We start from the raw sequence: 21,132 nt of genomic DNA, 5'->3' as shown, positions 1-21,132 counted from the left end.
GCCTCCTCCTTACCTCTTGCCGTTCTTGGCGTACTCCGCGACCTTGTCCACGTTGGACTTGTCGACGAAGCCGGGACCGGTGAGGACGGGCTTGCCGCCACCGAGGGTGTTGGCGTTGTCCTTGAACAGCTTCAGCATCACGATCGGCAGGTAGCCCTGCTCGTACTGCTGCTGGTCGACGGCGAACAGCACGTCGCCCGCCTTGATCGAGCTGACCACGTCGGCGTTCAGGTCGAACGTCGCGACCTGCGCCTTCGAGCCCGCGCCCTTGATCGCCGCGGCCGCGTTCACGGCGACCTGCGGGTTGAGCGCCAGCACGCCGTCGACAGCGGTGTCGGACTGCAGCTTGGCCTTGATGCGGGCCTCGACGTCGGTCGGGTTGGAGATGTCGACCTGGAGGTTCTCCACCGCGCCGCCGAAGCCGGTGCGGGCACCGTCGCAGCGCTGGTTGAGGCCCGTGTTGCCGGCCTCGTGGATCACGCAGAGCAGCTTGGTCTTGCCAGCGGTCTTGAGCTTCTTGCCGGCTTCCTCACCGGCGATCGACTCCTCCTGGCCGACGTGCGCCATGGCACCGAACTCCGCGCTCTTCGCGCTGCCGGAGTTGATCGTGATGACCGGGATGCCGGCCTTCACCGCGTTCTCGATGGAGGTCTTGAGCGCGTCCGGGTTCGCCATCGACACCACGATGCCGCCGACCTTCTGCGACACGGCGTTGTCGATCAGCTTGGCCTGGGCGCCGGGGTCGCCGTCGGAGTTGTAGGTGACGCCGACACCGAGCTGCTTGCCCGCGTCCTCGGCGCCGACCTTCACGACGCTCCAGAACGCGTCACCCGCGGTGCCGTGCGTGATGACGGCGACCTTGAGGTCTCCCGTCGCCGGCGCGCTGTTGTTCTGCGTGGTCTGGGAGTTCGTTCCCGTGGGACCGCTGCACGCGGCCAGTAGAGCAACACCGGCGAGGGCGACGCCCGCACGGATGACCAGACGAGACTTCATCGTCTCCAGTCCCTTCAGAGGATCTTGCTGAGGTGCGCGAGGCTGCGCCCGGTGTCCTTCAGTGGCTTGTCCACTGGACTTCCGTCCTTGAGCTGGGTGTCCTGCTCAAGCACGAACCAACCGGTGTAGCCCGCCTCTTGGACGAGCTTCACCAGCGCTTCCACGTCCACGTCGCCGTCCCCGAGCGGCACGTAGATGCCCTGTTCCACGGCATCGGTGTAACTGAGTTCGCCGCTGCGCACCTTCGCCGCGATCTCGTCACGCACGTCCTTGAGGTGCACGTGACCGATCCGGTCCGGGTAGCGGCGCGCCAGCTCGACCGGGTCCGTGCCACCGATGAGGAGGTGGCCGGTGTCCAGGCAGAGCTGGAGATCGGAGTCCGCGAGGAACCTGTCGACCTCCGCCTCCCGCTCGACGTGGGTGCCCACGTGCGGGTGCAGCACGGTTTTCAGGCCGTGCGCGGCGGCGATCTCACGGATCTTCGCGCAGGTGGCGACGAGGGTGTTCCACTCGTCGTCGCTGAGCTTCGGCGTCTCGTCGTAGCCGTCCAGCCCGGTGGCGGCGGCGAGCACCAGGACCTCGGCACCCCCGGCCTTCAGGATCGCGGCGACGCGGCCGGCTTCGTCCAGAGTGGACTGGACGTCGGTGTGCAGGGTGACCGCGAGGAAGCCGCCGACGAGGGTCAGTTCGTGGCTTTGGAGAAGGGTCTTGAGCTGCCCGGGGTCGGCAGGCAGGTAGTCGGGCGGGCCGAGTTCGGTGGCGGTGAGGCCCAGGGAGTGCATCTCGGCGAGGACCGTCTCGGACGGGAGCACGGCGCCCCAGCCGGGAACCTCGCACACGCCCCAGGAGATCGGTGCCCCAGCGATCTTCGCCATGCCTAGTTCCCCTCGATCCTCACCGGTGCGCCGCTGCGGCGCGACTGCTCACAGGCTTCGGCCAGGCGCAGGCTGATCAAACTCTCTCGCGCCGGCGACGGGTTCGCGACCTCGCCCTTGATGACCTGCGTGAACAGGTTCATCTCGTTGACGTAGGCGCGGTGGAAGCGCTCCGGGAAACCGGGGTAGGCGTCCGGTCCGGCCACGTGCCCGCCGGGCTCCAGCGAGTTCAGCGGCGTGCGCGCGTCGACGCCGGCGACCAGGGAGTCCTTGCTGCCCAGCACCTCGATGCGGTGGTCGTAGCCGACCGGGTCGTGCCGTCCGCCGGCCAGCGTGGCGTGCGCGCCGTTCGCGAACTTCAGCATCACGACGGCGTTGTCCACGTCGTCGGCGTCCGCGAACGCCTGGTGCACCAGGACCGAGCCGCTCGCGTAGACCTCGACGACCGGCTCGCCGACCAGCCACGGCACGCAGTCCAGGTCGTGGATCAGCAGGTCGCGGAAGATGCCACCGGAGGCGGGCAGGTAGGAGAAGTCCGGCGGGTTCGCGTCGTTGCCGACGGCCCTGACCAGGTAGATGTCGCCGACCTCGCCCGCGCGGATGCGGCGGTGCAGCTCGTAGATGGCCGGGTCGAACCGGCGCTGGAAGCCGACGAGCACCTCGACGCCGGACTTCTCGACGTCCTCGATCAGCGCGGACATCTCCTCGACGTCACTCGCGATCGGCTTCTCGCACAGCGTGGGAACACCGCGGGCGATGGCGGAGCGCAGCATGTCCGGGTGCGTGTTCGTCGGGGTGGCGAGCAGGACCCCGTCGACGTTGTCGAGGAGCCCGATCAGGTCGTCGACGGCGGTCGTCCCCTCGATCCCGGCCGACGCCTGCGCTGCCCTGCCGGGCACCGGGTCGAAGAGAAGCACCTCGTCGACTCGATCCAGTGCGGCGAGGTTGGTCGCATGCATGGTGCCGATCCTGCCGACACCTGCTACTCCGATCCGCATCGCAGGTTTCCCCTGTTCATCGACGTGATGTGTTAGAGCGCTCTATTGGTTGGAGCGCTCTAATGCTGTAGCTTCCGTCACACGGGTGTCAAGGGTGGGTTTCCAGCCCGTGACGTGAGGGGAGGTGGTTCCAGGTGGTCAGGCCGACAATGGAGGACGTCGCTCTGCGAGCGGGCGTGTCCCGTGCACTGGTGTCACTGGTGATGCGCGGTTCACCCAAGGTGAGCGAGTTGCGACGCAGCGCTGTTTTGAAGGCCGCGGAGGAGTTGGGGTACTCCCCGCACGCCATGGCGCGATCGCTGGCCTCGCGCACGTCGACCGTTCTCGGCGTGATGGTGTCCGACCTGCACAACGCGTTCTTCGCGGAGGTCGTCGACGGCATTGACGAGGTGGCGCGCGAGCAGGGGTTCGACATCATCATCAACACAGGCGGCCGCTCGCCCGCTCGCGAGCGCCGCGCGTTGGAATCGCTGCTGTCCTTCCGCCCCGCCGGGTTGATCCTGCTGTCGCCTGTCGTACCGGCGACCGCCATCGGCAAAGCAGCCGAACAACTTCCCGTGGTCCTGGTCGCCCGATCGTCTCGGGTGTCCACTGTGGACACGGTCAACGACGACGGTGAACAGGGTGCGCGACTGGCCGTTGACCACCTGGTTTCGCTGGGGCACAAGCGCATTGCACATTTGGACGGCGGTGAGGGAACCCAGGCCGGACCTCGTCGGCGCGGATACATCACCGCGATGGAAGCCCACGGGCTCGTGCCGCAGGTCGTGTCGTCCGAGTACACCGATGCGGCTGGAGCGCGCGCGATCCGTTCGTTGATCGACGACGACGCTTTGCCCACGGCCATCCTGTCCTGCAACGACTTCAACGCCGTCGGTGCGATTTCGGCCTTGGAAGACGCCGGGTTGCGCGTGCCTGACGACGTTTCCGTTGTGGGGTACGACAACACTTCGCTGGCAGCGTTGCGCCACGTCTCGCTGACCACGATCGACCAGCCCCGTGCCGAGTTCGGCCGGTTGGCCGCTGACGCGCTTCTGCAGCGCGTCCGTGAAGAGCGCACCGAACCCGTGCGCCATCTCCTCAATCCCTCTCTCGTAGTCCGCAGCACGACAGCTCCCCCAGGAGGATCGCGTTGAGCACCATCCCCCACTGGATCGACGGCGCCCGCACCACGGGGGTGTCGTCCCGCAGGTCCGACGTCTTCAACCCGGCGACGGGCTCCGTCGCCGCGCAGGTCGTGCTGGCCGAGCAGGCCGACGTCGACCTCGCCGTCTCTTCTTCCCTGAAGGCGGCGCAGTCCTGGTCCGAGTCGTCGCTGTCGACGCGGTCGCGCATCCTCTTCGAGTACCGCCACCTGCTGCACACGCACCGCGACGAGCTCGCGGCGATCATCACGTCCGAGCACGGCAAGGTGCTGTCCGACGCGGCCGGCGAGGTGCAGCGCGGCCTCGAGGTCGTCGAGTTCGCGTGCGGCATCCCACAGCTGTTGAAGGGCGAGCACTCCGAACAGGTCTCGCGCGGCGTCGACGCGTACTCGTTCCGGCAGCCGTTGGGCGTCGTCGCGGGCATCACGCCGTTCAACTTCCCCGTGATGGTGCCGATGTGGATGTTCCCCATCGCCATCGCCTGCGGAAACACCTTCGTGCTGAAGCCTTCCGAACGCGACCCGTCGGCTTCTCTCCGGCTCGCCGAGCTGTTCAAGGAGGCCGGCCTGCCCGACGGCGTGCTGAACGTCCTGCAGGGCGACGCCTTCGCGGTCAACGCCCTGCTCGACCACCCGGACGTCGCCGCCGCGTCGTTCGTCGGCTCTACCCCGATCGCGCGGCACGTCTACTCGCGCGGCACCGCGGCCGGCAAGCGCGTGCAGGCCCTGGGCGGCGCCAAGAACCACATGGTCGTGCTGCCCGACGCCGACCTCGACGTGGCCGCCGACGCCGCCGTTTCCGCGGGCTACGGCTCAGCCGGCGAGCGTTGCATGGCCATCTCGGTCGTCGTGGCCGTGGGCGAGACGGGCGACGAACTGGTGTCGAAGATCGCCTCGCGAACCCGCGACCTGCACCCGTCCGTGCTGCCGGGCACCGATCCCGCCGCCCAGATGGGACCGCTGGTCACCGGTGTCCACCGGGATCGCGTCCGGTCCTACGTGGACGCGGGCGAGGCGGCCGGTGCGTCGCTGGTCGTGGACGGCCGCGGCTACGCGCCTTCCGGTGCCGAGAACGGCTTCTGGCTGGCTCCGACGTTGTTCGACCACGTCACCCGCGACATGACCATCTACACCGACGAGATCTTCGGCCCGGTGCTGACCGTCGTCCGTGCGGACACGTTCGAGGATGCTCTGGAACTGGTGAACGCCAACCAGTACGGCAACGGCACCGCGATCTACACCGGTGACGGCCTGGCCGCCCGCGAGTACCAGCGGCGCGTGCACGTCGGAATGGTCGGCATCAACGTGCCGATCCCCGTGCCGATGGCCTACTACTCGTTCGGCGGTTGGAAGGATTCGTTGTTCGGCGACACGCACGTGCACGGCGCTGAGGGCGTGAAGTTCTACACGCGCGCCAAGGCGGTCACGTCTCGGTGGCCGCAGCAGCACGGCGTGAACCTGGGGTTCCCGACGCACGGCTGATCCGTTCGGCTCAATGGCCGTCTTGTTCGCATTGCGCGAATGGGGCGGCCATTTTCCATTCCATAAGGACTATTCACACGATTGTCGTAACGCATTCCGATCTAGATGATCATGGAATACCTACACCCCGACAATAACCTCCACGCATGCGCATACCGGCTGTAGTATCGCCATTCAAACCCGGACACCTCTTTTCCGCGAAACCGAAAATCGCGGAGAAAGAGGAGGCAGGCCGCAGGAGGACGCATCACGATGCCGCCCAGCGAGGACATCAGTCCATTCGAGATGGCATGTCGCGCGACCTGCAAGGCCGAGTTCGTCGAAGCAATGGTCCGACTCCTGAGAAAAAGCGGACTGTCGTACCGCCAACTCGCCCACAAAACCAGACGTCAGGTACCGAGAAGCACGGTGTACAACCTCACCACGAAGCAGCAGTTCCCCAAACGAGAGGACCAGCTGCGAGCGTTCCTGGCGGGGTGCGGCGTCGACGCCGATGACATCATCCTGTGGCTCAAGGAGTGGCAGCGCCTGCTGACAGACTGATCTCGGCACATAGAGCGCGCGACGGCCTCCTGCGCCAACAGGAGGCCGCACCCCGCTGCTCAGCTGGTCCATAGCTCGGCCAGGGTTTTCACGACCGAATAATCCGGTCTGACGCAAGACTAGTACTGCGAACAGCGCAGCACCAGCAATTGGATCCAATTTGGACACATGACGCCGAGTTCCGGGCACTGCGAAACAGGACAATTACAGGTCACTTGGACTCCGTTGGACCGGCTTGGACTCCCTTGCCAGCCGACGTGGAAATTTTGGGACACTTGTCCGTTGGAGATCGTCCGGGCGGATGACAGGATTGCTCCGTCGGACAGCGCGCGAGTCCACGGTATCGCCAAGTACCGCCAGGACGCATTCCGCGGGTAGTTCGTCGCAATTCGAAACTCAGCTGGTCCACCCGGCGTGCGGTCTCCGCACGCCGGGGCCCTCACGTCAGGAGAGAACATGCGTTCCGCCACCAACGGAGAGCTCCCGCCGTACAGACGACCCATCCCGTCCAACGCCAGCGGCGTCGCCTTCGCGTTGATCGCTTTCGTCTTCACCGGCTGGATGCTGACCCAGGGATATTCGCCCGTCGTGTCCGTCGCCACCGCCAGCTCCGTCATGGTGGTGACGACGACCTTGAGCCGGGGCCGCGTCGTCGGCTTCAGGCCGGTGATCTGGGAAAAGGACGCCAGGTGAGCCCCGAGCTCGATCGCTTCCACCTGCTGATCCGCTCCGTGTCGGGCGAACCTCGGTCCGGCGGTCGCCTCGCCGCGTTGCTCGACCGGCAGGAACCGGCTCCGTGGCCGGAGTACACGGCAGCGATGTTCGAGATGACGATCGAACTGAGCTTCAAGAGGTCGCTGCGCCAGGCCTGGCAGGAGGCCGCCAGGAGGTCAGCTCCACCACGACCGCCTCAGGTCGAGCCCTCAGTCCCCACGTCCCTGGACGAACTCCACGCGTCCACCGTGGCCGAGTTCATCGCACTGCTGAGGACGATCCGGCTCCGGTCCGGACTGTCACTGCCGAAGATCGCAGAACGGGCAGGGTTGCCGCGCAGTCAGGCCTACTCGATGTTGAGCAGGGGGAACCTACCGACCAAGCCCGAGCAGGTGCGGCTCTTCGTCATCACGTGCGGCCTGCCCGAGCCGCAGGTGGTCCAGGTGATGGAGTTGTGGACGAAGCTGCAGTGAGACAACGAGAAAGCCCCCGCCGGGAGAGCGGGGGCTTTCTCGTTCCTGCCGTGGTCAGGCGTCGACCTTCTCGCGTTCCGGTTCCGCTGCCGCAGGAGGCTTCGGCAGGAACCGCTTGATCAGCGGGAAGAACAGGATCACCACGATGACCACGTAGACGACGATCGCCATCGGGCTGTTCACCAGGCCCGTCAGCGAGCCGTCGGAGAGCTGCAGCGAGCGGCGCATCTGCTGTTCCGCTGCCGGGCCGAGGATCACGCCGATGATCGCGGGCAGCACCGGCAGGCCGTAGCGGCGCATGCCGAAGCCCAGCAGGCCGATCACGAACATCAGCAGCAGGTCGAAGATGTCCGCGTTGACCGCGTAGGCGCCTACCGAGGCGAAGAACAGGATGCCCGCGTAGAGGTACGGCCTCGGGATGCGCAGCAGCTTCGCCCACAGCGGTGCCAGTGGCAGGTTGAGCACCAGCAGCAGGGTCAGGCCGATGAACAGCGACGCGATCAGCGCCCACACCAGGCCGGACTCGCGCTGGAACAGCAGCGGGCCCGGCTGGATGCCGTACTGCTGGAACGCGGCGAGCATGACGGCCGCGACCGCCGTGGTCGGCAGGCCGAGGGTGAGCATCGTGACGAGGGTGCCCGCGGCGGAGGCGGAGGCCGTGGACTCCGGTCCCGCCACTCCTTCGATGGCGCCCTTGCCGAACTCGTCCTTGTGCTTGGAGAGCCGCTTCTCCGTCACGTACGACAGGAACGTCGGGATCTCCGCGCCGCCTGCCGGGATCGCGCCGAACGGGAACCCGATCACCGGGCCGCGCAGCCACGGCTTCCAGGTGCGCTTCAGGTCGGCCTTGGACAACCACGGACGGCCGACCGGGATCGGCTCGAACGGCTTGCGGCGCAGGTGTGCCGCTACCCACAGGGCCTCGCCGACCGCGAACAGGGCGACCGCGACGATGACGATGTCGACGCCGTCGGCCAGGTGCAGCGAGCCGAACGTCAGGCGCTGCTGGCCGGTCATCTCGTCGAGACCGACCAACCCCAGGGTCAGACCGATGAGCAGTGACGCGACGCCGCGGATCCGGGAGGCGCCGAGCACCGAGGTGACGGCGATGAACGCCAGCACCATGATCGCGAACAGGTCGGGCGCGCCGATGTCGACGGCGTGCTTGGCCACGAACGGCGCCAGCAGGACGATCAGGATCGTGCCGATGATGCCGCCGGTGAAGTGGCCGATGGCAGCGGCGGCAAGCGCTTGCGCACCACGTCCCTTGCGGGCCATGGGATTGCCTTCGAACGCGGCCACGACCGCGGCGCTCTCACCTGGCGTGTTGAGCAGGATCGACGTGGTCGAACCGCCGAACATGCCGCCGTAGTAGATGCCCGCGAACATGATGAACGCGCCGGTCGGCTCCATGCCGTAGGTGACGGGCAGCAGCAGGGCCACCGCCATGGCCGGGCCGATGCCCGGCAGGACGCCGATCGCGGTACCCAGGAGCACGCCGATGGCGGCGAGCAGCAGGTGTGTCGGCGTCAGCGCGGTCGCGAAGCCGTCGAGCAGTTGTTCCACCTAGAACACCTCCATCAACGGGCCACCGGGGAGCGGGACACCGAGCAGGTTGTTGAACACGACGAACGTGAAGATCGACAGACCGGCCGCGATCAACGGGTCGCGCACCGGGTTGCGGCTGCCGAGCGCGTAGGCCGCGCCCCAGAACAGGATCGCGCCGGAGATCGGGAACCCGACCACGCCGATCAGGGCGGCGTTCGCGAGGAAAGCACCGCACAGCAGCAGAACCGTGCGCCAGTCGGCGGGTGCGGACAGGTCGACGTCCTCGCCGGCCTCCGCTTCTCCCTTGCCGCCGCGCAGCACGTCACGGGCCAGCAGCGCGGCGACGATCAGCAGCAGCGAGCCGACCAGGATCGGCACCGCCTTCGGGCCGACGGGGCCGCGCTGGGCGAAGTCCGTGGGGATGCTCAGCGCGTCGGTGAGCACCAGCACGCCGAGCACGACCAACAGGGCGCAGATGCCCAGCTCGGAGTGGTCGCGGAGCCACTGTTTGGGCCCCGGCTTCGTCACGGTCGTCATGCCAGCCCCAAGTCCTTGAGCACCGTTGCTACCCGCTTGTTCTCGTTCTCCAGGAAGGTCCTGAACTCGTCTCCCGGCGCGAAGGCGTCCGTCCAGCCGTTGCGCTGCAACGCTTCCGTCCACTGCGGCGTCGTGTGGAGGTTCTGGAACACCTCGACGAGCTTCGCCTTGTCGGTCGCCGAGATGCCGGGAGGAGCGACGATGCCGCGCCAGTTGGTGAACTCGACGTCCACACCGGACTGTCGCAACGTCGGCGCGTCGATGCCCTGGATGCGGTCCTTGCTCGTCACCGCGAGCACCCGCAACGTGCCGGCCTGGATCTGGTCGCGGTACTCACCGACGCCCGAGACGCCGAACGCGACCTTGCCGCCGAGCACTGAGGCCAGCAGCTCGCCACCGCCGTCGAACGGGATGTAGTTGACGGTCTTGGGCGGCAGGCCCACGGCCTTCGCGATCAGCATCGGCGCCAGGTGGTCGGGGCCGCCGGGAGCAGAGCCGCCGCCGACCGTCACCGTGCCGGGGTTGGCCTTCCACGCGTCGACGAGTTGTTGCATCGACGTGTACGGCGAGTCCTTCGCGACCACGACGATGTCCGGTTCCTCGATCAGCTTCGCGATCGGGGTGGTGTCGAGCAGCGAGTTCGGCGACTTGTTCGTGTACACCGCGCCCACGACGCCCAGACCCATCGACATGATCAGCTTGCCGTTGCCGCGCTCACCGACCGTGCGCCCGAGTCCGACCGTGCCGCCCGCGCCGGGGAGGTTGAACACCTCGGCGTTGCGCAGCAGGTCAGCGTCCTCCATGGCCTTCGCCGCCGTGCGAGCCGTGATGTCGTAACCGCCGCCCGGGGCGTTCGGCACCAGCACCCGCAACGCCCGCACCTGGCTCGTCTCGCCGCTGTCCGCACCCGGCGTCAGCAGCGGCGGCACGAGCAGGACGGCGAGCAACGCCGTCGCCACCGCCACCCACACCTTCACCGACACTGTGATCCCCGCCTCTCATCCGCGTGGTTGGACATGTTGCTCTGGTGTAAACCTTGATGTCGCTCTTGCGCTTCTAAGGTTTCTTTCGGTCTTTCTGGTCACGGGAGGTTTCATGCGCCGACGCCGTTCCCTGGCCAGTCAACTTCTCGCATGGCAACTCGTAGTCGTCACGTTGCTACTGTGCGCGGTGGGCGCGCTGACTGTCGTCCAGACGGGCAACAACTTTCGCTCCAACGAGGAACGCCGGATGCTGTCGGTCGCCGAGACCGTCGCCGCGAACTCGCTGGTCCAGGAGGAGATGGGCAACTGGCGCCTGCTGTCCGCGCCCGCCGAGACGGCCCGCAGCCTGTCCGGAGCCTCCTACGTGCTGATCCTCAACGAGAACCGGCTCGTGATCGCCTCGCCGGACCCGGCCCAGATCGGGTCCACTCTGGACACCCGCGACACCGCCCTGGAGGGCAGGTCCTGGACGGGCACGATCGGCGACTCGATCGAGGCGCACGTGCCGGTGTTCGACCCGACCAGCCGCCAGGTCAACGGCATGGTGATCGCGGGCGCCGAGGACCCAGGGACCTTCGCCGGCGTGCTGGCGCAGCCCGTCGACGTCCTGCGCTACCTGGCGATCGCGCTGCTCATCGGCGTCACCGGGTCGTTGCTGCTGGCCCGCAGGGTGAAGAACCAGACGCTCGGGCTGGAGCCGCACGAGATCACCGCGCTGGTCGAGAACCGCGAGGCGTTGCTGCACGGCATCCGCGAGGGCGTCGTCGGCCTCGACGGGCAGAACCGGATCACGCTGGTCAACGACCACGCGAGCGACCTGCTGGCGTTGCCGGAGGACGCGGTCGGCCGCTCGGTCGAGGAGCTCGAGCTCAACGACCGGCTGCGCGACGTGCTGACCGGCCGCGCGACCGGTGTCGACCAGCTGGTGCTGCGGCAGGGCGTGGTGCTGACGCTGAACCGCATGCCGATCGACGGCGCCGGTGCGGTCGTGACGTTGCGAGATCGCACGGAACTCCTTGCGCTGCAACACGAACTCGACGCCTCCCAGCACGCGACGGACACGCTGCGGGCGCAGGCGCACGAGTTCGCGAACCGGCTGCACACCATCGCCGGACTGATCTCGTTGAAGGAGTACGACGAGGTCACCAACTACATTCACCAGATCAGCTCGGCGCAGGACCAGTGGCGGACCGAGGTCGGCTCGTCGATCGGCGACCCCGCCGTGGCCGCGCTGCTGATCGCCAAGGCGTCGCTCGCGGCCGAACGCGGCACGGCGCTGCGGATGGGCCCGGACAGCGTGCTGGGCAGGGTCGACGAGGCGCTGTCCGCGGATCTGGTGATGGTGCTGGGAAATCTCGTCGACAACGCGTTGGACGCGCTGAGTTCGCTGAACACGAACGGCGCGGGGAAGTGGATCGAGGTGGGTGTGATGCAGTTGGACGACGAGGTCCAGGTCGTGGTGCGCGACTCCGGTCCCGGTGTGGCGCCGGAACTCGCGGAAGAGGTGTTCCGGCACGGGTTCACGACCAAGGCGGCATCGCACGGCGAACGCGGCATCGGGCTCGCGCTGATCAGGCGGGCGTGCCTGCGGCGCGGCGGTTCGGTGAGCGTGTCCGGTTCGGTGTTCACCGCAAGGCTGCCCTGGTGATCCGGGTGCTGGTCGTCGACGACGACTTCATGGTGGCCAAGGTGCACAGCGGCTACGTCGCGCGCACCGACGGGTTCGAGGTCGTCGGCGTCGCGCACACCGGCGGGGACGCGTTGCGGCTCGCGGCGTCGCTGAAGCCCGACCTCGTGCTGCTCGACGTCTACCTGCCGGACCAGAGCGGATTGGACGTGCTGAAGTCGTTGCGCGCCAACGAGGACGTGGACGTCATCGTGATCACGGCGGCGACCGACGTCGAGACCGTGCGCAGTGCGATGCGCGGTGGCGTGCTGCACTACCTGATCAAGCCGTTCGACTACTCGGCCCTGCGCGACCAGCTCGCGCACTTCGCGTCGTTGCGGGACAAGCTGCACCGGCTCGACTCGGCCGGACAGGCGGACGTGGACCAGGTGTTCGGCGCGCGACCCACCTCGAAACCGTTGCTGCCCAAGGGTTTGACGCCGGAGACCGCGCGGCTCGTGGACACCGCGCTGCGGTCGCACCCGGAAGGGTTGTCGGCATCGGAATGTGCTTCGTCGACGGGCGTCGCGAGGGTCAGCGCGCGCCGGTACCTGGAGCACTTCGTGTCGACGGGACGGGCCGAGGTCCGGCTGCGTTACGGCGGAACCGGCCGGCCGGAACGGATCTACGCGTTAGTCCCAGGAGCCTGAACGGCCGCGGCCGCGCTTGGTGTCCGCCCGGCGCTTCTTCGAGGCGATGCGGCGTTCCTGCGAACCCCTGGTGGGCTTGGTCGCCCTGCGCATCGGAGGCGGTGGCGCGGCGGCCTCACGCAGGATCACGGCGAGGCGTTCGCGGGCGGCGGCGCGGTTCTGCAGCTGCGCGCGGTGCTCGGAAGCGGCGATCGTGAGCACGCCGTCGACGAGCCTGCCCGCCAGCCGATCGAGCATCCGCTGCTTGAGATGCGCGGGGATCGATGGCGAGGCAGCCAGGTCGAACGAGAGCTCCACGCGGCTGTCCGCCGTGTTCACTCCCTGCCCGCCCGGCCCACCTGACCTGGAAAAACGTTCGCGCAGCTCGGACGCCGGCACCACCAGCGTCCTCGTCACGGTCACGTCGTTCATGCCTCAAGATTAGAAGGTGAGGCCGGGCAATGTCGCGATCTTTATCAGGGCGTCCCGCTGGAGGATCGGTTCCGGCCGCGCCACCGGCGTATCGATCGATTGCGTGAACGGACTGTTCGCTCGGAAGCTGCCGACGTTGTCACTCCAGATGGAGACGTGCGTGCCATCGGGCCGGTGCGCTTCCGCCCTCCAGGACACCTGGCCCGTACCGGGCAGGCGGTTCACGTAGGTCACGATCTTGACGCCTTCGACCTCGGCGTACTGGCACTCCTCGCCCCCGGCGCAGGTGACGCTGCCCGGCCCGTCTGCGGAGAGATCGAGCAGCAGGCCGCTCGCGCCGGCGGCATCGGTCAGCCGTGCGACCGCCATCCGGCTCTCCAGCCCGTTGACGTTGTAGAACTGCAGCGCTTTCGTCGACGCCACGTCGTGTGCGGTGACGCCCGCCGGGATGACGCCCGAGTCGCGCAGGATCCGGGTCAGCTCGTCGTTGCGATCGACAGCGGAGTTCGCCGTCGCCGGTGCCGACTTCTCGTCCGGTTGTGCCAGATAGCCGGCCGTGCCGAACCCCGCCACGAGCACGAACGCGAGTGCCGACGCGATCGCGGCCCGCCTGCGGACCAGCTTGGTCTTGCCCTTGCGGATGACCTCGGAGCGGTGGATCCGCAGCTCGGGCTCGTCCTCCAGCAGGTGACGCAACGCGGCGAGGCCCTTGGCGGCCTGACTCTTCACCGTGCCCTCCGTCCTGCCGAGGATGCGGGCGGTCTCGGTGATGCTCAGGTCCTCCCAGTACCGCAGCACGACGACAGCGCGTTGCCCAGGAGGCAACGTGTCGAGGGCTTCGCGCAGGTCCAGGTCGGACGTCGAGTCCGGGGCGGCGAGTTCGGGCACGGCGTCGACGGGGCGTTCGCGCTGGAAGAACCCGCGCCGGGTCTCGTCGATGGCGGTGCGCACGAGCACTTTGCGGGCGTAGGCGTCGACGCTGTCCTTGCGCACGCGCGCCCAGGCCACGTACATCTTGATCAACGCGCTCTGGACGATGTCCTCGGCGCGGTGCCAGTCGCCGCACAGCAGGTATGCCGTGCGGCGCATGACAAGCGCACGTGCGTCGACGAACTCCCCGAACTCGCGGTCGCGGTCCAAGTGCCCCTCCTCGGTCGCCGCTTAGTACGCGGCGACCGCCTCAGGAGGTTGCCTCAGAATCGCGGGTGGTCGCCGACGAGCGCGGCGCCGCCCTCGGCGGCCTTGGTGATCTCGCCGAGCACCCACGCCGGGACGTGGCGGGCGGTCAGCACTGCCAGCGCGCGGTCGACGTCCTCCGGCGCGACGACGGCGACCATGCCGACGCCCATGTTGAACGCCTTCTCCATCTCCTCGCGCTCGACGCGCCCGCGCTGGGCGATGAGCTGGAAGACGGGCGCGGGCGTCCAGGTGCCGCGGTCCAGCTTCGCGTGCAGGCCCTCCGGCAGCACGCGGGCCAGGTTCGCGGCCAGGCCACCACCGGTGACGTGGGAGAACCCGCGGACCTCGGTCTCGGCGATCAGCGCGAGGCAGTCCTTGGCGTAGATCTTGGTCGGCTCCAGCATCTCCTCGCCGAGGGTGCGGCCGAACTCCTCGACGTGGCCCTCGAGCGGCATGCGCGCGATCTCCAGCAGCACGTGCCTGGCGAGCGAGTAGCCGTTGGAGTGCAGGCCGGACGAGCCCATCGCGATCACGACGTCGCCGTCGCGGACCCGGTCGGGACCGAGCAGCTTGGAGTGCTCGACCACGCCGACGCCGGTGCCGGAGATGTCGTAGTCGTCGTCGCCCATCAGGCCGGGGTGCTCCGCGGTCTCGCCGCCGAGCAGCGCGCAACCGGCCTGGACACAGCCTTCGGCGATGCCCTTGACCAGCGACGCGATCCGGTCGGGAACGACCTTGCCGACCGCGATGTAGTCCTGCACGAACAACGGCTCGGCGCCGCACACGACCAAGTCGTCCACGATCATGGCGACGAGGTCGACGCCGATCGTGTCGTGCTTGTCGAGCGCCTGCGCGATCGCGATCTTGGTGCCGACACCGTCCGTGGAGGACGCGAGGACCGGCTCCTTCCAGCGGTCGAGCTTGAGCTGGAACAGGCCGGCGAAGCCACCGATGCCACCGAGCACCTCGGGCCGATTCGCCTTGGCCGCCCACGGCTTGAGCTTCTCCACCGCCTCGTCACCTGCGGCGATACTGACTCCGGCGGCGGCGTAGGTGGCCTTGGCGCTGTCGGTCACGTCAACTTCTTCCACTTGGATCTGGGATGCCTAAGGGCGACGCAGGGCGTCTTCGGCACCATAGCCGCTCGCCAGAACGGGAGCGGCTGAGCCCGACACGCCCTTGAGGCCCTCGAGCAGGTGCTTGCCGATGAGCGCGTCCTGCGGCAGTTCGATCGGGTACTCGCCGTCGAAGCAGGCCGAGCACAGCCGCGACTTGGGCTGCTCGGTCGCCGCGACGAGCTGCTCCAGCGACACGTACCCGAGCGAGTCGGCGCCGACCGAGCGACGGATGCCGTCGTCGTCCAAGCCGTTCGCGATGAGCTCCGCGCGTGAGGCGAAGTCGATGCCGTAGAAGCACGGCCACTTGACGGGCGGCGAGGCGATCCGCACGTGCACTTCGAGCGCACCGGCCTCGCGCAGCATGCGGACGAGCGCGCGCTGGGTGTTGCCGCGCACGATCGAGTCGTCCACGACGACGAGCCGCTTGCCGCGGATGACGTCGCGCAACGGGTTCAGCTTCAGCCGGATGCCCAGCTGGCGGATGGTCTGCGACGGCTGGATGAACGTCCGGCCGACGTAGGCGTTCTTGACCAGGCCCGATCCGTACGGGATGCCGCTGGCCTGCGCGTACCCGATGGCGGCGGGCGTGCCGGACTCCGGCACCGGGATCACCAGGTCGGCCTCGACCGGGTGCTCCTTGGCGAGGCGGCGGCCGATCTCGACGCGCGTCGCGTGGACGCCGCGACCGGAGATCGTCGTGTCCGGGCGCGCCAGGTAGACGTACTCGAAGATGCAGCCCTTGGGCTCCGGCGTCGCGAACCGGGTCGACCGCAGGCCGTCACCGTCGATCGCGATCAGCTCACCCGGCTCGACCTCGCGCACGAAGCTCGCGCCGACGATGTCGAGTGCCGCGGTCTCGCTCGCCACGACCCAGCCGCGCTCCAACCGGCCGAGCACCAGCGGGCGGACGCCGTGCGGGTCGCGCGCCGCGTACAGCGTGGACTCGTCGGAGAACGTCAGGCAGTACGCGCCCTTGACCGTCGGCAGCAGCTCCAGCGCGGCCTGCTCGATGCCCTTGTCGGCCGCCGCGTGGGCGAGCAGGCCGCAGAGGATGTCCGAGTCGGTGGTGGCGCCGTTGCGCTCGACGATGCCGAGGGACTTGGCCTTCTCCAGCAGCTCGGCGGTGTTCACCAGGTTGCCGTTGTGGCCGAGGCTCAGACCCGAGCCGGCGGCGGTGGTGCGGAACGTGGGCTGCGCGTTCTCCCAGGTCGTGGACCCGGTGGTGGAGTAGCGGCAGTGCCCGACGGCCACGTGGCCCTTGAGGCTCTGCAGGACCTGCTCGTCGAACACCTGGCTGACGAGTCCGAGGTCCTTGAAGACGACGACCTGCGCCCCGTCTCCGACCGAGATGCCCGCGGCCTCCTGGCCGCGGTGCTGCAGGGCGTAGAGCCCGTAGTAGGTCATCTTCGAGACGTCTTCACCGGGAGCCCAGACGCCGAAGACGCCACACTCCTCACGGGGTTCCTGTTCGGACTGGGAATGGTCGTCGACCACCGAATTGGCTCCCTCACGATGGGGCTGGCTGCAACCCGAGTGTAAGTGGAGCAGGGGGCCAACTACCCCCTCCAGACCCCTGGTGAGGTGATGAAACTCATGCCATCCGGCACTTCGAGAGCTGCAGCGGGATCCCGTTGAGGTACTCGAAGCCCTCGGACTGTTCCTGGCCGACGCAGATGATCTCGTCGCCCACCGCCACCTGGTCGCGCACCTTCGACTCGTCCTCGAAGTCGTCCGGCTCTACGAAGGCACTCTTGAAGGAGCTCTTGCCGGGTGCGCCCGCGGGCAGGTCTCCGACGAGGTCGAGGTAGATGCGGGTCGCGCAGATGACGTCGCTGTAGCCGTCGTAGCAGTTGTTGATGCTGGTGACCTTGAAGCGGATCTCGCCTTCCCAGCGGCCGAGCCCGCAGCCGGCCAGCACCAGGCAGGCCGCGAGCGCCGCGATGATCTTGCGCATCAGGCCTTTTTGCAGTTCGTGGTCTGGGAGCGAGTCGAGATGTGCTTCTCGTTGACCCGTTCCTGGACGACGTGGCACACCACCTCGTCGCCGACCGCGACGGGTTCCGCGAACTCCCTGGCAAGAACGCGGCCCGAGTACCAGTCGCTGATCATGTCGACCGGTTGTTCCTGCGCCAGGACGAGCTCGTACCCCTCGGAGTCGGTCTTGGTGACCTTGAACTTCACGTCACCCTCGAACTTCTTGTCGCCGCAGGCGGTCAGCGCGAGGCAGCTCAACAGGACGGCGGCGAGCTTGCGCATCAGTGCCCCCGTCCGACCTGGAGGACGTCCAGCACGCGTCGATCGCCGGTCATCTCCTTGAAGTTCATCCTGTTCCAGAGCCAGAAGTAGACGACCTCGGCCTCACCGGTCACCTGCGCGTCGCCCTCCTCACCAGGGGCCGCGGCACGGGTTTCGGGCACCTCACCGGCCACGAGGGAGATCAGCCACGACTCCGGTACGTCGGTCGGCCGCACGGTGGCGGTGCCGGTCACGGTGCTCGGCACGTCGCCGTCGAGATTGGCCGCGACGATCGTGCTCAGCACCTCGTCGATGCCGTCGGCGCAGAGGTCGGCGTCCGTGGCGACCACCTGGCGGACGACCGTCTGCGCGTCGAACCGGCGCAGCACCGTCTCGTGCGCGATCCGGCGGTGCCACACCCACGCCAGGTCGGGCGCCGCCGGCGAGAACGTCCACACCGGGCGGTTTCCCGGCACGGCCGTGAGGATCTCCGCGGCCGCGGTCAGCTGCAGGTCGAGGTACTGCAGCGGCGCCAGCCCGGCAGGCGGGGGCGACGGCCGCATCGCGGTGCGGCTGCCGGTGCGCAGGTACTCGGTGGAGGTCTCCAGGAAGCGCGCGAGGTGGATCACCAGGTCCTGGACGGTCCAGCCGGGCCGGGTCGGCACCTCGGCCGCCGGGTCCGCGTCCGCCACTGCCTTGCGGAACAACTCCGCCTGCTCGATGAACACAGCGGTCCACCGCTGGGCCGTCCACCCTGTCTGCACCATGAACGACATCGTGCCCGAAACCGTCCTCCGACGAGGGGGGAACCGGCCATCATGTATCTGCGTCGCATTGATCGGTGACCAACAGGGGGTGGCGATGTTCGGCGTTGAGCCAGAGCTGCTGCGCAACGCGTCCAAGGAGTTCGGCAACGGCTCCGACGCGGTGCGCGAGGCAGCGGAGATGATCTCGATGCTCCAGCTCGACGCGGGCGCGTTCGGGGAGGTCGACGCCGCCGCGGAGTTCGCGGACGCGCTGTCGAAGTTCGTCGGCACGCACTCCCAGGACCTGCAGCGCGGTTCCTCCTGGTTCACCGACGCCGCCGAGGGTCTCGTGTCGAACGCCGAGGCCTACCAGCGCACCGAGGACGACCACACCTCGGTGATGAAGAAGCTCATGGCGGGACTGGGGGGCGGTCAGTGAGCTACACGGATCCCGAGAGCCTGTACGGCAGGCTCGCGTCCGGTGATGCCGGCCGGATCGCCGCGGCCGCCGACCCGATCACGGGTGCGATCAGCGCGGTCGGTCGCGCTGGAGAGTCCGTCGCCAACGGCGGCAAGACCGCCGTGAGCAACTGGACCGGCGATGCCGCCACGAAGTTCACCGCGCGTGCCCAGCTGTCCGCCACCGCTGCCAAGGCCGCCGCCGAACGACTCGGTGCGGGCGTCGACATCGTGCAGGCCGCTTCGCGGGCCTACGGCCAGATGCGGGGTGCCGCGGACCAGGCGATCGGCGTGTGGCGCGGCCGTCCGCCGGGCATGGACGAGGAGCAGACCCGCCAGCTCGCCAACCAGGTCAACCAGCACCTGGACAAGGTGAAGTCGGGCTACAACAACGTTCTGCGTTCCTACGCGAGCGCGCTCACCAAGATCCCGCCGGGCTTCGAGGAGTCGGCGCGCACGGACTGCGGCTGGGACCGTGCCGCCCAGCGCGGTGGTGCGGGCGGTGCCCTGCCGCCGGTGCCACCGCCGGGCTCCGACCCGAAGGCCGTCGCCGACTGGTGGAAGTCGCTCAGCAAGGAACAGCAGGAAGCGCTCAAGAACACCAAGTACCAGGAGCTCGGCCAGCTCCGCGGCCTGCCCGCCGACGTGCTGGACTACGCGAACCGCAAGCGGATCCCTGAGGACGCGGCGCGGTTCAACGCGGAGAAGGACCAGCTCAAGCAGCAGCTGGCCGACCGTGCGCGCGAGCTCGGCGTCGACCCGAACTCGTCGGAGGGCCAGCGGGCTCTGCGCAACGACGCGCAGGGCTCACAGCTGATGTCGCAGTACGACGAAGCGGCACGTCGCGCGAAGAACGCGGATGACGCGGTGGGCGCGCTGGTCAAGGCGGGACAGCTGAGCACGGAGACCGGTAAGCAGGCGTACGTCCTCGCGTGGAGCCCTGACGGCGCCGGCGCCAAGGAAGGCGCGATCGCCGTCGCGTTCGGCAACCCGGACACCGCGAAGAACGTCGCGGTGTGCGTGCCCGGCACCACGTCCACGCTCAGCAGCTTCGGCCTGGACCAGGCCTCGAACCTCAGCAACCAGATGGGCCCGGACGGCGCCGCGATCCAGTGGCTCGGCTACGACGCGCCGGAGTTCCTGCCTGGCCAGGTGAACGACCCCGAGCAGGCCCGCGAGGGTGGCGCGATCCTCGCGAAGGACGTCGAGGGCTACCGCACCGCCAACCCGAACGCCCACGTCACGGTGATCGGCCACAGCTACGGCAGCACGGTCGTCGGCTACTCCGCCATGGACAACGGCCTGAAGGCGGACGACATCGTGTTCGTCGGCTCGCCGGGCGTCGGCGCGTCCAACGTAGACCAGCTGTCGGCCGGCGGCGGCCACGTCTACGTCGGTGGCACCGAACACGATCCGGTGATCCAGGCGACGAGTGGTGACTGGTTCACCAAGGACGGGTCGTCGACCGGTCCCTACGACTCGTCGTTCGGCGCGAAGACGTTCGGCACGTCCGGCGAGTCCTGGATCGGGCACGCCCACTCGTCCTACTACGACAAGGACACCGAGTCGCTCAGCAACATCGCGAAGATCGCCAACGGGGACGGCGGCAGCGTCACCGAGCAGCGCTGGCAGGACGCGCCCACGCCGCGTGAGGTGCCCGGTTCGAACCTGCCCGGTGTCGGGCCGGTCATCGACTGGGGCGTCAACACCGGCAAGGAGGTCGTCGACATGGGCGAGGACATCTGGCGCGGTGGCGGTCAGGTCGCGGACGACATCTCGAACGGCCGCTGGGGCGACGCGGCCGGGCACGCGGTGGACACCGTCGGCGAGGTCGCGAGCGATGCCGGTGACGTCGTGGTCGACACCGTGGGCAACGCGGTGGAGCTCGGGAAGGACGTCGTCGACGGCGTCGGCGGGGCCATCAAGACGATCGGGTCGTGGTTCTAGAACCTCACGACCGGCAGCAGGTGTGAGAGGTCGGCTCGGGTCCCCGACGCGGTGACCCGAGCGCCGTCCAGCGCGTCGGCCCACGCCAGGCCGCCGGTGGCCAGTTCGAGCCACGTTCGCGGGTCGGTCTCCACGACGTTCGGGGGCGTGCCACGGGTGTGGCGCGGCCCTTCGACGCACTGCACGGCGGCGAACGGCGGCACGCGCACCTCGACGCTGCGGCCGGGCGCGATCCGTTCGAGGGTCCGCAGGCTCAGCCGGACGGCGGCGGCGAGCACGGCACGTTCTGGCTGGTCAGCCTCACCGCGCAGCCAGGGGAGCACGGCCTGGACCGCGGCTCGCATCTCGGCGGGGTCGACGGCTTTGGCTGGCACGTCGCCCACATTAGCGAAGGGGCAGCGGCGCTCCCCGGGCTGTTGGTATACCTCTGG

General features: G+C 68.5%; 23 protein-coding genes. 9 read left to right on the top strand and 14 right to left on the bottom strand.

What is annotated here, in order from left to right; genetic code table 11:
- Positions 1-9: 9 nt before the first annotated feature.
- The 3 genes from ACIQF0_RS20570 to ACIQF0_RS20560 are packed head-to-tail and all read right to left on the bottom strand — an operon-like array spanning position 10 to position 2,866.
- The gene (locus tag ACIQF0_RS20570) at positions 10-993 is read right to left on the bottom strand and encodes a sugar ABC transporter substrate-binding protein (RefSeq protein WP_360041007.1); all 984 of its coding nucleotides are present in this window, start codon (positions 991-993) and stop codon (positions 10-12) included.
- 14 nt (positions 994-1,007) lie between these two features.
- A complete protein-coding gene (locus tag ACIQF0_RS20565) occupies positions 1,008-1,868 on the bottom strand; it encodes a TIM barrel protein (protein WP_401031352.1) in 861 nt (286 codons plus the stop codon).
- A 2-nt stretch (positions 1,869-1,870) separates the two neighbouring features.
- Positions 1,871-2,866 (bottom strand): Gfo/Idh/MocA family oxidoreductase, encoded by a 996-nt coding sequence (locus ACIQF0_RS20560; RefSeq protein ID WP_360041001.1) that lies wholly within the window; start codon positions 2,864-2,866, stop codon positions 1,871-1,873.
- A gap of 134 nt (positions 2,867-3,000) precedes the next feature.
- On the opposite strand from ACIQF0_RS20560, the gene ACIQF0_RS20555 reads away from it, so the two are divergent.
- The 5 genes from ACIQF0_RS20555 to ACIQF0_RS20535 all read left to right on the top strand — a co-directional run bounded on the left by ACIQF0_RS20555 (position 3,001) and on the right by ACIQF0_RS20535 (position 7,222).
- Positions 3,001-4,002 carry a LacI family DNA-binding transcriptional regulator gene (locus ACIQF0_RS20555; protein ID WP_401031350.1) on the top strand — a complete coding sequence of 334 codons (1,002 nt, stop codon included), beginning with the start codon at positions 3,001-3,003 and terminating at the stop codon, positions 4,000-4,002.
- Positions 3,999-5,492, top strand: a complete 1,494-nt coding sequence (locus tag ACIQF0_RS20550) for a CoA-acylating methylmalonate-semialdehyde dehydrogenase (protein WP_401031348.1) — start codon at positions 3,999-4,001, stop codon at positions 5,490-5,492. Before ACIQF0_RS20555 ends, ACIQF0_RS20550 begins: the two co-directional genes overlap by 4 nt.
- Before the next feature lie 408 nt (positions 5,493-5,900).
- Positions 5,901-6,035, top strand: a complete 135-nt coding sequence (locus ACIQF0_RS20545; protein ID WP_401031347.1) for a hypothetical protein — start codon at positions 5,901-5,903, stop codon at positions 6,033-6,035.
- A 456-nt stretch (positions 6,036-6,491) separates the two neighbouring features.
- A complete protein-coding gene (locus ACIQF0_RS20540; protein WP_401031345.1) occupies positions 6,492-6,728 on the top strand; it encodes a hypothetical protein in 237 nt (78 codons plus the stop codon).
- Positions 6,725-7,222 (top strand): hypothetical protein, encoded by a 498-nt coding sequence (locus tag ACIQF0_RS20535; protein WP_401031343.1) that lies wholly within the window; start codon positions 6,725-6,727, stop codon positions 7,220-7,222. Before ACIQF0_RS20540 ends, ACIQF0_RS20535 begins: the two co-directional genes overlap by 4 nt.
- A 54-nt stretch (positions 7,223-7,276) precedes the next feature.
- Here ACIQF0_RS20535 and ACIQF0_RS20530 read toward each other — a convergent pair whose 3' ends face one another.
- Genes ACIQF0_RS20530 through ACIQF0_RS20520 form a run of 3 tightly spaced genes read right to left on the bottom strand, consistent with a single transcriptional unit; the run spans position 7,277 to position 10,272 of the window.
- Positions 7,277-8,788, bottom strand: a complete 1,512-nt coding sequence (locus ACIQF0_RS20530) for a tripartite tricarboxylate transporter permease (RefSeq protein ID WP_401031342.1) — start codon at positions 8,786-8,788, stop codon at positions 7,277-7,279.
- Positions 8,789-9,307 (bottom strand): tripartite tricarboxylate transporter TctB family protein, encoded by a 519-nt coding sequence (locus ACIQF0_RS20525; protein ID WP_401031341.1) that lies wholly within the window; start codon positions 9,305-9,307, stop codon positions 8,789-8,791.
- Positions 9,304-10,272, bottom strand: coding sequence for a tripartite tricarboxylate transporter substrate-binding protein (locus tag ACIQF0_RS20520; protein WP_360041085.1), 969 nt, complete (start codon positions 10,270-10,272; stop codon positions 9,304-9,306). Before ACIQF0_RS20520 ends, ACIQF0_RS20525 begins: the two co-directional genes overlap by 4 nt.
- A 130-nt stretch (positions 10,273-10,402) precedes the next feature.
- On the opposite strand from ACIQF0_RS20520, the gene ACIQF0_RS20515 reads away from it, so the two are divergent.
- Both ACIQF0_RS20515 and ACIQF0_RS20510 read left to right on the top strand, forming a co-directional pair.
- Positions 10,403-11,938 carry a sensor histidine kinase gene (locus ACIQF0_RS20515; protein WP_360040977.1) on the top strand — a complete coding sequence of 512 codons (1,536 nt, stop codon included), beginning with the start codon at positions 10,403-10,405 and terminating at the stop codon, positions 11,936-11,938.
- Positions 11,935-12,606 (top strand): response regulator, encoded by a 672-nt coding sequence (locus ACIQF0_RS20510; protein ID WP_401031339.1) that lies wholly within the window; start codon positions 11,935-11,937, stop codon positions 12,604-12,606. Before ACIQF0_RS20515 ends, ACIQF0_RS20510 begins: the two co-directional genes overlap by 4 nt.
- Here ACIQF0_RS20510 and arfB read toward each other — a convergent pair.
- The 7 genes from arfB to ACIQF0_RS20475 form a co-directional block, all read right to left on the bottom strand.
- Entirely contained in the window at positions 12,589-13,017 is a 429-nt protein-coding gene (gene arfB, locus ACIQF0_RS20505) for an alternative ribosome rescue aminoacyl-tRNA hydrolase ArfB (RefSeq protein ID WP_319976647.1), read from the bottom strand. The genes ACIQF0_RS20510 and arfB overlap by 18 nt on opposite strands.
- A gap of 9 nt (positions 13,018-13,026) precedes the next feature.
- Positions 13,027-14,157 carry a SigE family RNA polymerase sigma factor gene (locus ACIQF0_RS20500; RefSeq protein ID WP_401031338.1) on the bottom strand — a complete coding sequence of 377 codons (1,131 nt, stop codon included), beginning with the start codon at positions 14,155-14,157 and terminating at the stop codon, positions 13,027-13,029.
- A gap of 53 nt (positions 14,158-14,210) precedes the next feature.
- Positions 14,211-15,272, bottom strand: coding sequence for a phosphoribosylformylglycinamidine cyclo-ligase (purM, locus tag ACIQF0_RS20495; RefSeq protein WP_401031336.1), 1,062 nt, complete (start codon positions 15,270-15,272; stop codon positions 14,211-14,213).
- 30 nt (positions 15,273-15,302) lie between these two features.
- Entirely contained in the window at positions 15,303-16,808 is a 1,506-nt protein-coding gene (purF, locus tag ACIQF0_RS20490; RefSeq protein WP_090066113.1) for an amidophosphoribosyltransferase, read from the bottom strand.
- A gap of 97 nt (positions 16,809-16,905) precedes the next feature.
- The gene (locus ACIQF0_RS20485) at positions 16,906-17,268 is read right to left on the bottom strand and encodes a hypothetical protein (RefSeq protein WP_401031334.1); all 363 of its coding nucleotides are present in this window, start codon (positions 17,266-17,268) and stop codon (positions 16,906-16,908) included.
- Positions 17,268-17,570 (bottom strand): hypothetical protein, encoded by a 303-nt coding sequence (locus tag ACIQF0_RS20480; protein ID WP_401031332.1) that lies wholly within the window; start codon positions 17,568-17,570, stop codon positions 17,268-17,270. The genes ACIQF0_RS20485 and ACIQF0_RS20480 overlap by 1 nt, the downstream gene beginning before the upstream one ends.
- A complete protein-coding gene (locus ACIQF0_RS20475; RefSeq protein WP_401031330.1) occupies positions 17,570-18,316 on the bottom strand; it encodes a maleylpyruvate isomerase N-terminal domain-containing protein in 747 nt (248 codons plus the stop codon). Before ACIQF0_RS20475 ends, ACIQF0_RS20480 begins: the two co-directional genes overlap by 1 nt.
- 94 nt (positions 18,317-18,410) lie before the next feature.
- Between ACIQF0_RS20475 and ACIQF0_RS20470 the strand changes: the two genes are divergently transcribed.
- Complete coding sequence (locus tag ACIQF0_RS20470) at positions 18,411-18,734, top strand: hypothetical protein (protein ID WP_401031328.1); 324 nt, start codon at positions 18,411-18,413, stop codon at positions 18,732-18,734.
- On the top strand, positions 18,731-20,701 hold the full coding sequence (locus tag ACIQF0_RS20465) for an alpha/beta hydrolase (RefSeq protein ID WP_401031327.1): 1,971 nt from the start codon (positions 18,731-18,733) through the stop codon (positions 20,699-20,701). The genes ACIQF0_RS20470 and ACIQF0_RS20465 overlap by 4 nt, the downstream gene beginning before the upstream one ends.
- Here ACIQF0_RS20465 and ACIQF0_RS20460 read toward each other — a convergent pair.
- Positions 20,698-21,045 carry a sterol carrier family protein gene (locus ACIQF0_RS20460; protein ID WP_401031505.1) on the bottom strand — a complete coding sequence of 116 codons (348 nt, stop codon included), beginning with the start codon at positions 21,043-21,045 and terminating at the stop codon, positions 20,698-20,700. The genes ACIQF0_RS20465 and ACIQF0_RS20460 overlap by 4 nt on opposite strands.
- Positions 21,046-21,132: the final 87 nt, after the last annotated feature.

The sequence above is a fragment of the Lentzea sp. NPDC092896 genome (assembly GCF_044754905.1).
GTDB lineage: Bacteria > Actinomycetota > Actinomycetes > Mycobacteriales > Pseudonocardiaceae > Lentzea.
The sequence above is the reverse complement of the archived record's forward strand: the minus strand, read 5'-3'. Positions and strand labels throughout refer to the sequence as shown.

Bases quoted from the DNA above. Each gene is read 5' to 3' on its own strand.
- arfB (WP_319976647.1), bottom strand. From the start codon at position 13,017: ATGAACGACGTGACCGTGACGAGGACGCTGGTGGTGCCGGCGTCCGAG.
- ACIQF0_RS20540 (WP_401031345.1), top strand. From the start codon at position 6,492: ATGCGTTCCGCCACCAACGGAGAGCTCCCGCCGTACAGACGACCCATC.
- ACIQF0_RS20565 (WP_401031352.1), bottom strand. From the start codon at position 1,868: ATGGCGAAGATCGCTGGGGCACCGATCTCCTGGGGCGTGTGCGAGGTT.
- ACIQF0_RS20475 (WP_401031330.1), bottom strand. From the start codon at position 18,316: ATGGTGCAGACAGGGTGGACGGCCCAGCGGTGGACCGCTGTGTTCATC.
- ACIQF0_RS20460 (WP_401031505.1), bottom strand. From the start codon at position 21,045: ATGCGAGCCGCGGTCCAGGCCGTGCTCCCCTGGCTGCGCGGTGAGGCT.
- ACIQF0_RS20525 (WP_401031341.1), bottom strand. From the start codon at position 9,307: ATGACGACCGTGACGAAGCCGGGGCCCAAACAGTGGCTCCGCGACCAC.
- ACIQF0_RS20515 (WP_360040977.1), top strand. From the start codon at position 10,403: ATGCGCCGACGCCGTTCCCTGGCCAGTCAACTTCTCGCATGGCAACTC.
- ACIQF0_RS20470 (WP_401031328.1), top strand. From the start codon at position 18,411: ATGTTCGGCGTTGAGCCAGAGCTGCTGCGCAACGCGTCCAAGGAGTTC.
- ACIQF0_RS20480 (WP_401031332.1), bottom strand. From the start codon at position 17,570: ATGCGCAAGCTCGCCGCCGTCCTGTTGAGCTGCCTCGCGCTGACCGCC.
- ACIQF0_RS20570 (WP_360041007.1), bottom strand. From the start codon at position 993: ATGAAGTCTCGTCTGGTCATCCGTGCGGGCGTCGCCCTCGCCGGTGTT.
- ACIQF0_RS20485 (WP_401031334.1), bottom strand. From the start codon at position 17,268: ATGCGCAAGATCATCGCGGCGCTCGCGGCCTGCCTGGTGCTGGCCGGC.
- ACIQF0_RS20560 (WP_360041001.1), bottom strand. From the start codon at position 2,866: ATGCGGATCGGAGTAGCAGGTGTCGGCAGGATCGGCACCATGCATGCG.